6 protein-coding genes are annotated in these 8,854 nt (G+C 72.1%); all 6 read right to left on the bottom strand.

Annotated features, from left to right (window positions below; translation table 11 throughout):
- Window positions 1-22 precede the first annotated feature (22 nt).
- The 6 genes from OFY01_RS13250 to OFY01_RS13225 all read right to left on the bottom strand — a co-directional run bounded on the left by OFY01_RS13250 (window position 23) and on the right by OFY01_RS13225 (window position 8,399).
- Window positions 23-331 carry a hypothetical protein gene (locus tag OFY01_RS13250; protein WP_266599525.1) on the bottom strand — a complete coding sequence of 103 codons (309 nt, stop codon included), beginning with the start codon at window positions 329-331 and terminating at the stop codon, window positions 23-25.
- Between the two features lie 96 nt (window positions 332-427).
- Window positions 428-1,195 (bottom strand): DUF6333 family protein, encoded by a 768-nt coding sequence (locus tag OFY01_RS13245; protein ID WP_266599523.1) that lies wholly within the window; start codon window positions 1,193-1,195, stop codon window positions 428-430.
- Window positions 1,196-1,353: 158 nt separating this feature from the next.
- Window positions 1,354-2,991, bottom strand: a complete 1,638-nt coding sequence (locus tag OFY01_RS13240; protein ID WP_266599522.1) for an amidase — start codon at window positions 2,989-2,991, stop codon at window positions 1,354-1,356.
- Window positions 2,988-4,649: an MFS transporter gene (locus tag OFY01_RS13235; protein WP_266599521.1), complete on the bottom strand. Its 1,662-nt coding sequence runs from the start codon at window positions 4,647-4,649 to the stop codon at window positions 2,988-2,990. The genes OFY01_RS13240 and OFY01_RS13235 overlap by 4 nt, the downstream gene beginning before the upstream one ends.
- Before the next feature lie 239 nt (window positions 4,650-4,888).
- Window positions 4,889-6,439 carry an aminotransferase class I/II-fold pyridoxal phosphate-dependent enzyme gene (locus OFY01_RS13230; protein WP_266599519.1) on the bottom strand — a complete coding sequence of 517 codons (1,551 nt, stop codon included), beginning with the start codon at window positions 6,437-6,439 and terminating at the stop codon, window positions 4,889-4,891.
- Between the two features lie 319 nt (window positions 6,440-6,758).
- Window positions 6,759-8,399: an APC family permease gene (locus OFY01_RS13225; protein ID WP_266599517.1), complete on the bottom strand. Its 1,641-nt coding sequence runs from the start codon at window positions 8,397-8,399 to the stop codon at window positions 6,759-6,761.
- Window positions 8,400-8,854: the final 455 nt, after the last annotated feature.

The raw sequence follows: 8,854 nt of genomic DNA, 5'->3' as shown, positions 1-8,854 counted from the left end.
CCGTGCGGACGGGGCGGCGGGCTCAGCCCGCCTTGCGGTCCACGAGGACGTACGACGCGGCGGCCACGGCCCCGGCGACGCCGAACACCGCGGGCCACGCCCCGACCTTCTTGGCCAGCGGGTGGGATCCGGCGAACGCCGCGACGTACGCGCCGGTCAGCGCGCCCGCGACCTTTCCGCCCCGCGCCCGCGTCCACCGCGTCGCGGCCGCGGCCCCCGCGACGGCGAGCACCGCGCCGCCCAGCGGCCGCTTCTTGGTGAAACGGGCGGTGGCGTATCCGCCGACCAGGCCCGCGGCGGCGATCGGGGCGGAAGGCAGGGAACGGGCCATGGGTGGGACCTCCGGTGTCCGGCTCTTGATGACTTGCTGCCGTTCGCGAGGCTACGCCGCCCCCTCCGCGCCCCCGGCGGCCGGGTGCGGACCTCGTCAGTCCTGCGGGAACCAGACCTCGCGGATGCCGTGCTCACCGTCCTCGGTGCGCTCGACCACGAACGTCGACTCGTCGCGCTCCTCGTCCGCGTAGACGCTGAGCGCGCCCCCCGTGAGCATGTGCAGGAACGCGTCGTGGTCCATGATGCCGTCGGCGTCTACGGCGTGGCCGGGGCCGTCCTCGGCGTCGAGATCGTCGAGCCCGAACCCGGCGGCCGCCAGGGTGGCCCGGGGGTCCCCGGTGGTCTCCAGCTCGTCGAAGCCCTCGATCGTCAGATCCGGCGCGCCCGGCACCGCCGCGAGGATCTTCAGGTACGCGGCGCCGAAGTCGCGTTCACAGACGGCGACGACACGGGCGTCCGGATGCCGCCGCCTCTGCGACCGGAACTCGTCCTCCAGCGTGCTGGACAGCATTCCGTCCTCGACGAGCGCCGGATCGGTGATCTTCAGCGTGGAGCCCCACGCCGCCACGCTCACCACGTCGAGTTCCGCTCTGCTCGCGGGAGATGACGGATGGTCGAGGCGCGACGGGCCCCGCTCGTCGCGCACCGCCGCGACCGTGGACAGGGAGAGCGCCGCCGCCCTGGCCGCCTCCGGATCATGGGCGGGCGCCGCCGTCGGGCGCTCGTCGGGCAGGAGCGGCGCGGCGAACGGCGGGTGGAGCACGACCAGATGGGCATGCCCGCTGTGGCGTGGATCCACCGGCGTGCCGGGCGGGACGTGGCTCGATCCGGCGTGCGGTCCCGGGCTTGCGGCAGAGCTCATGAGGGCGAGTATGCATCAGCCCACGACGTGCGCGTGCCGGCCCCCGCTGTCGTCTCCGCATGGAAATACGCGCCGAACACGCGCCGAACACGCGCCGAATCCGGGCCGGATCCGCGCCGGATCCGCCAGGCCGCTCGGGGTCGGGGGCGGGGTCGGGTTCAGGCTCGGGACCGAGGGCGCGTCAGGTCCGCCGCCGAGGACGCGGACAGCAGCGGCGCGTACCGGTCGCGCCAGGGACAGGCCGCCTCCAACTGCGCGCTCAGCGCGATGAGCGTGGCCTCGTCGGCGGGGCGGCCCACCAGGCTGACGCCGACGGGGAGCCCCTCGGGTGTCCAGTACAGCGGCAGGCTGACCGCGGGCTGGCCGGTCATGTTGTACGGGCTGGTGAACGCGCTGAACGCACGCTGACGGTACAGATTCGTCAGCGGGTCGCCGGACTCGTCGAAGTACTCGACCGGTTGGGGCAGCGCCGCGAGCGTCGGCGTGAGCACGACGTCGTACGCGCGCGTCGCCCGCACCGCGCGCCGAGCCGCCTGCTGCATCCCGTGCATCGCGGCGGCGAACGCCTCGCCCGACACCCCGCGCCCGTACTCCCGCCAGGCACGCGTCACCGGCCGCAGCAGCTCCTCCCGCTCGACCGGCACCACCCGCCCCAGCGACTGCACGCTCCACGCCGTCACGAAGTGGTCGGCGAGGTCGGCCCCGAACGGGGTCGGGATGTCCTCCACGACATGGCCGAGGCCCTCCAGGAGCCGGGAGGCGTGCTCCCAGGCGGCCACGCACGCGGGGTCGACCGTGACGTCCTCGGAGGCGGGCGTCACGTACCGGCCGACGCGCAGCCGCCCCGGCTCACGCCCGGCGTGACCGAGGAACGTCTCGCCGTCCGGCAGCGGCGCCGCCCAGTGCGGGTCGCCCGGCTCGGGCCCGGCGAGCACGTCGAGCAGCGCCGCCGCGTCGCGCACCGAGCGGGCGAGCGGCCCCTGCACGGACATCCCGGTCACCTCGTGCCCGCCGGGCCCCGAACTCACCCGGCCCCGCGACGGCTTGATGCCGACGAGGCCGCAGGAGCTCGCCGGGATGCGGATGGAGCCGCCCCCGTCGCTCGCGTGGGCGACGGGGACGAGTCCCAGCGCGACGGCGACCGCGGCGCCACCGCTCGACCCTCCGGCGGACAGGGCCGGGTCCCACGGGTTGCGGGCCGGGCCGACGAGGTCGTTATCCGTGTAGCAACAGCAGCCGAACTCGGGCGTGTTGGTCTTGCCGAGGCTGACCGTCCCGGCCTCCCGCATCCGGGCCACGCTGTACGCGTCCGCGTCCGGCAGGTGGGCGGCGAACGCCTTCGAGCCGTACGTGGTCGTGACCCCCGCGGTGGCGAAGAGGTCCTTCACGGCGGTGGGCACGCCGAACAGGGCGGACCGTGTCGCGTCGCCGTCGTCCTGCCGCCCTTCGAGCGCAACGGCCTCGGCGAGCGCGGCGTCCGCCGTGCGGGTGATGAAGGCGCCGACGTGCGGGTCGAACTCCTCGACGCGCGCGAGGTGTTCACGGACGAGCTCCACCGGCTTGACCTGCCCGTCCCGCACGGCGGCGGCCTGTTCGAGCGCGGTGAGCGAGGTGAGTGCGGTGAGTGAGGTGAGTGAGGTGAGTGAGGTGAGCGAGGTGACCGAGCTGAGCGAGGTGTGCGCGGTCGGCCCGGTGGTGGGTCCGGTGGGCTCGGTCGGCCCGGTGGTGGGTCCGGCGGGCTCGCTGGTGCGTTCGACGGGCCCGGTGGGCCCGGTGGGCTCGGTGCGGGAAGTCATGCGTTTCGCCCTTCGTCGACGAGAAGCCCGGCGGAGCCGTCGGCGCGCCGCATCTCGGCGACCTGCCGTGCCACGGCTTCCTCGTGCTCCAGCAGATCACGCTTGGCGTCACGGGGCCGCCACCTTCCGGCCATGACGAAGACGAACGGCAGGAACAGCACCTGCCCGCCCAGACACACCCACCACCACGCCTGCCACCGCCCGGGGTTGTCGGCGCTCGCCCGGGTGACCTCCGCCCCGTACTTCTTCAGCACAGCCAGCTGGGGCGCGGCCTCCCGCACCGTGCGCAGCTTGTCCGCGCCGACCTCCTGGCGAGCGCGGGCGGCGAGCGCGGGCGGCACCTTGCCGGGCGCGTACGAGTCCAGTTCGGCGAAGAGCTTCGGGTGGGCGCGGGTGATGGCGAGGGCCGGTGCCGCCTGCACGGACGCCGTCTTGACCTCGGCGCCGTGCTCGATCAGCGGTGTGACCGTGTTGACGACGAGCGGTACGGCGGCGGCGGACACGGCGACCGTGATCCGTACGATCCACCCCCAGATCGCGAGCCCCGTCGCCGTGGCGGCCGGATTGTGCCGCTCGACGGTCTCGGTGAAGCTCGCCATCCAGGGGGAGTAGGTGATCCCGCTGGTGATGCCGATCCCGGCCGCGATCAGCGCGAACGTGTAGTACCCGGTGTGCGGCTCGGTGGCGCGCAGGGTGAACGCGAGCGTGCACCCGATCGTGCCGAGCCCGCCGAGCAGCATGAACGGCTTGCGTACGCGCAGCCGGTCGGAGAGCAGCCCGGTCGCGACGAGGGAGACGGCGTTGGCTCCCCAGTACCAGTTCAGGAGCGCGTTCGCGCGCTGCGCCGAGTAGCCGAACGTCGTGGCGAAGTAGAGCACGAAGTTGCCGACGGCGGCGTAGTAGAGCAGGAGGTAGAGGCTGATGGCGACGGCCGAGCCGATGACGTCGAGGCGCAGCATCTGCCGCCACTGGCCGCGCAGCGCTGCCTCGGTGTCGATGCCCTTGGCGCGGGCCTCGACGAGCGCCCGGTCGCGCAGGCTGACCATGATCTGGTCGCGCAGCCGGGGCGCGAGTTCGCGCAGCCCGAACAGGGCGACCACGAACAGCACGAGCCCGCTGACGCCCGCGAACCGGATCTCGTCCTGCCAGCCGGTCGAGCCCCCGTACGTACGGGAGGTGACGGCCGTGACGACGAGGCTGCCGATGACCGGCCCCATGGTCCAGTAGCCCATGGCCGAGGCCCGGCCGAGCTGGGGCGAGAAGTCGCGGATGAGCGCCGGGGTGGCGACGAGGATCATGCCCTCGACGAGCGCGATGGCGCTGTAGGTGACCAGGTACGCGGCCTTTCCGGGCGCGACGGGCAGTACGAAGGTGGTCAGAAGCCCGACGACCAGCAGCCCGTAGACGACGATGTTCGCCCGCCCCCAGCGGTCCGCGAGCCCGGCCACGAGCGAGGCGAACGCGCCCACGGCGTTGGCGGCGACCGAGACGTACACGAAGTACAGGAACGTCATGTGGTACTGGGCGATCACGGCCGTGGAGACCGCGTACTGCACGTACAGCTGGTAGTAGAGGACGATCGTGGCGAGCACGACGATCGCCAAGTACCAGTAGCGGGCGCCGCGTTCGGGATATCGGTCGAGCCGTCTCGCCATCATCCTTGCCTCCCAGTGCAGGTGCGCGTGCCGGTGCGGGTGCGGGGGTGGGTGGCGTGAGGCTAGTACCGACTGGTCGGTACGCGTAAGGGGTAGGGCGAAGGAAGTCGTTTGTGCTCTGCTCCTGTACGGCCGCGGGGCGGCGGGTGCCGGAGCCCGCACCCGTGCCCGGGAGAGCCCCGGGCCCGCACCCGTGGTGGCGTGTCCGCCGGTGCGAGCGCGGGGGCCGACGGCCGCGTAGGTCAGTCCGTTTCGGCTTGGGAGGGGGAGGGGGAGGGGAGGTGGGAGAGCGACGATTCGCGGCCGGGGAAGGAGTAGATCTCGCTTCCCTTCTCCCGCAGCGAGGCGATCTCGCGGCGGTGGGACGCGTCGAGCCGTTCGCCGGGCAGTGCGATCGGGATGCCCGGCGGGTAGGCGACGATGAAGCGGTCGGACGGTTCCCCTTCGGCGAAGACGGTGGCCGCGCGGTGCGTGCTCTGAATGGTGCGCATGGCCTCCAGCAGCCGCTGGACGGCCCCTTCGGAGACTCCGATGTGGACGTGCAGCAGGACGGCGTCGCCGCACTCGCGGGCGATGTACACGCCGTGCTCGTCGAAGAGCCTGCGGCGGAACTCCGAGGCGGAGAGCCCGAGGCCCCGCACACTGACCATGACGCGGAGCGGATCGTCCGCGACCAGCAGGTTCTCCAGCATCCGGGCGTCGGAATCGAGAACCTCGTACCCGGACAGGCCCGGATCCACGTCGATCTCCGACGTGATGGTGTGGGCGAGATCGACCGAGCGTCGCAGCAGCCGCTCGCCCTCGGCGCTCGCCTGCGCTCTGGCCAGGTCGAGACCGGCCAGGACGGGCCAGCTGGGCGAGGTGGTGTGCTGCTGGAACAGTTCCCGAGCGGCGCGTTCCCGCAGCGTCGGGGAGTGCGTCGGCGTCCGCGCGTCCATCAGATGCAGGTACGACCCTTGGCGCGGTGCCGAGAGCGACTTGTGCGCGGAGTGGGTCACGGCCATCTCCATACGGTCGGCGGCTCCGGCGCCGCGCAGCACGCGGAACGCGTCCAGCGCGGTGAGCCGGCGCAGCTCCGGGTGGAAGTGATGGGCGGCGCCCCACGCCTCGTCGACCACCACGCGCACATCGGCGCCGACCTCGGCCAGCGTGCCGAGCACGGCGGGCAGGTCGTAGCGGACTCCGTCGTAGGAGGCGGCGGAGAGCACGACGGTTCCGTAGGGGCGGCCCGCCTCGTGCGCCTCCGTGTACATCCGCAGCAGGGCGGGAACGTCGGCGAACTCGCGGGGACAGCGCTCGCAACAGCCACGGACCGGCGCGTAGTCGACGTGTGCGCCGAGGCCGGGCAGGGTGAAGTGGACCGACTGGTGGCAGCTGCGGTCGGCGAGGACCCGTTCGCCCGGTCGGGTCAGCGCGCCGAGCGCGACCCGGTTGGCGGTGGTGGTGCCGCCGGAGAGAAACAGGGTGTGGTCCGCGCCGAATGCCTGGGCCGCCAGCCGCTGGGCGCGCAGGAGCGGTCCGCGGGGCCGGAAGTAGGAGTCGAGCATGGCGCCGCTGTACGAGACGTCGGCGGACAGGTACGGGTCTCCGAACAGAGCGGTGTAGCGCTCTCGCAGCCGCGAGTCGCGCAGGGAGTCCCCGTGCGAGAGCGGCAGGGCGTGGAAGGAGGTCACGTCCCGGCGGGCCAGGCTGAGCAGGGCGTCGGCGAGCGGAGCCTCCTGCCAGCCGCGCGCCGTGTCCGGTGCGGTGTGGGTGGAGGAGGTCGGCAGTATGTGCGGATGGTCGGCGGTCATTGACACGGTTGCTCCATGACGTGAGGGGCTGCTGCCGACGACACTTGTCGGCCGGTGTTCGTGAGGTGTTGACGCAGAGCGAAGGGCGGGAGGGGAGGGGGGAACGGCGGAGGGGGGCGCGGTGGAGGGGTGGAGGGGTGGAGGGAGGCGAAGGCTGACCTGCACGGGGCACTGTGATCCCTGTAGCCCTTGTGATCCCTGTAGCCCTTGTGATCCCTGTGGTCCCTGTGGTCGCTGGTAACGGTGGCGTCGTGCCGGAGCGCGGGCGAAGCCGGACGGAGCGGGGCGGGACGGGACGGTGAGTTCGGGCGGGAGATGCCTACGCCGGTTCGTCCACCGTGTCGTCCACCACGTCGTCCACCACGTCGTCCACCGCTTCCGCTTCCGCTTCCGCTTCCGTATCGGCTCGATCGGTCGGGCGGCCGACGGTGATCGCCTCGGCGAGCGTCGGGTTGTGCCAGGCGCTGCGTACCCCCCAGACGTAGAAGGCCAGGGCGGCCACCGTGACGAGGCACATGTCCCAGCCGGGCGCCAGGTAACCACGGCCGCCGAAGTCGCCGGCACCGGCCCAGGAGATCGCCGCCATGACCACCAGATAGGCCACCATCCAGACGCCGGCCTTCAGATGCGGCCTCAGTTCGGCCCAGGGCCTGCGCAGTTCGTACCAGGCCCAGACCGGCAGTCCGGCCGCCATGATGAGGATGACCTTGCCGGTCAACGGCCAGCGTGCCCAGTACATGACGAGCGACCCGAAGACCATGGCGAGCGGGGCGACCAGGGGCATGCCGCGCAGCCGCACGGGCCGGGGCAGCGCGGGCACGAGCCTGCGGAGCGACATCACCGAGACGGGGCCGGTGATGTAGGAGATGACGGTGGCGACTCCGACGACCTCTGCCAGGGAGTTCCAGCCACGGAAGACGGCCAGGAACGCGACGGCGATGACGAAGTTCAGCAGGAGCGCGGGACGCGGCACCCCGGTCTTCGCGTCGACCTTGCCGAAGACGGAGGGCAGGTGGCCGTTCTCCTGTACCCCGTGGATCATCCGGGACGTGGTGGCGGCGTAGATCATGCCGGTGCCGGAGGGCGAGACGAAGGCGTCCGCGTACAGCAGCAGGGCGAGCCAGTTCATCCCCCAGGCCATGGACAGATCGGCGAGTGGGGAGTTGAAGGAGAGACCGGACCAGCCGCCGTTCTCCTGCAACAGGTGCGCGGGCACTGCACCGAGGAACGCGACCTGCAGGACCAGGTAGATGACCAGGGCGATCAGGATGGAACCGATGACGGCCTTCGGCATGGACCGACCCGGGTCACGGGCTTCGGCCGCCATGTTCAGCGGGGACTGGAAGCCGTTGAAGGCCCAGACGATTCCCGAGACGGCGACGGCGCTGAAGACCGCGTTCCAGCCGTTGGGCGTGAACCCTCCCGACGCGGTGAGGTTCTTCGTGTCGAAGTGGGCCCAGAGCAGGGTCCCGGCCGTCAGGCACGGAACGACGATCTTGAAGACCGTGATCGCTGTGTTCGTCTTCGCGAACAGGGTGATCGCGAACCAGTTCAGGAAGAAGTAGACGACGAGAAGGACCGCTGCGGCGGCGACGCCGGTGCCGGTGAGCTCCGTGCCGTCGTACAGACCCCGTGCCCATCCGACGTCCCAACTGCTCATGTACTGGATCGATGCCGTCGCCTCTCCGGGAATGACGGACACGATCGCGATCCAGTTCGCCCAGGCGGCCAGGTAGCCGGCGAGCGAGCCGTGCGAGTACTGGGCGTAGCGCACCATGCCGCCGGTGCGGGGCAGCATCGCCCCCAGCTCGGTGTAGGTGAGCGCGATGGTCAGGGCGACGACGGCACCGATGATCCAGGAGATGACGGCCGCCGGTCCGGCCAGTGCCGCCGCGCGTTCGGCGCCGAACAGCCAGCCGGAGCCGATGATGGAACCCAGACCGACGGCGGTGAGAGCCACGGTTCCGAGTGATGTGCGGTAGGCGGGGCGAAGTTCGTCTTCGGACCTCAACGTCTCAGACTCCTCGGGAGAGGGGATGGCCTGCGGTCACGACGTGACCGAGGTGGGTGGCTGGGCGGGCCGGGCGGAGCGAGTGCGCCAGGCGGGCTGAGTGGGCTGGGCGGGCTGAGTGGGCTGAGCGGACTGAGCGGGCTGGGCAGTCGGGCGGACTGAAGGCGCTGGTCGGGCCGGAAGGGCCGGGCGGGGAACGGTCGCCGACGGCGTGCGGTCTCGCGGGGGTCGATGCTTGGGCCCTGCGTGGGCGTGGGCTGTGCACGGGGCTCGGGCTCTGCGCGGGCGTGGGCTGCGTGGGCCCGTATCAGTCGGACCTCAGTGCAGCGCCCGCGCCGGGCACCCGCATCCGGTGCTGCGGCTGCCGGACGGCACCAGTCTGCTCAAACACGTGCGGGGCGGGC

The organism is Streptomyces beihaiensis (genome assembly GCF_026274175.1).
Taxonomy (GTDB): Bacteria; Actinomycetota; Actinomycetes; order Streptomycetales; family Streptomycetaceae; genus Streptomyces; species Streptomyces beihaiensis.
This window is presented reverse-complemented; position numbering and strand designations above follow the sequence as displayed.

Coding starts and splice junctions, on each gene's coding strand:
- OFY01_RS13230 (WP_266599519.1), bottom strand. CDS start 6,439: ATGACCGCCGACCATCCGCACATACTGCCGACCTCCTCCACCCACACC.
- OFY01_RS13235 (WP_266599521.1), bottom strand. CDS start 4,649: ATGATGGCGAGACGGCTCGACCGATATCCCGAACGCGGCGCCCGCTAC.
- OFY01_RS13240 (WP_266599522.1), bottom strand. CDS start 2,991: ATGACTTCCCGCACCGAGCCCACCGGGCCCACCGGGCCCGTCGAACGC.
- OFY01_RS13250 (WP_266599525.1), bottom strand. CDS start 331: ATGGCCCGTTCCCTGCCTTCCGCCCCGATCGCCGCCGCGGGCCTGGTC.
- OFY01_RS13245 (WP_266599523.1), bottom strand. CDS start 1,195: ATGAGCTCTGCCGCAAGCCCGGGACCGCACGCCGGATCGAGCCACGTC.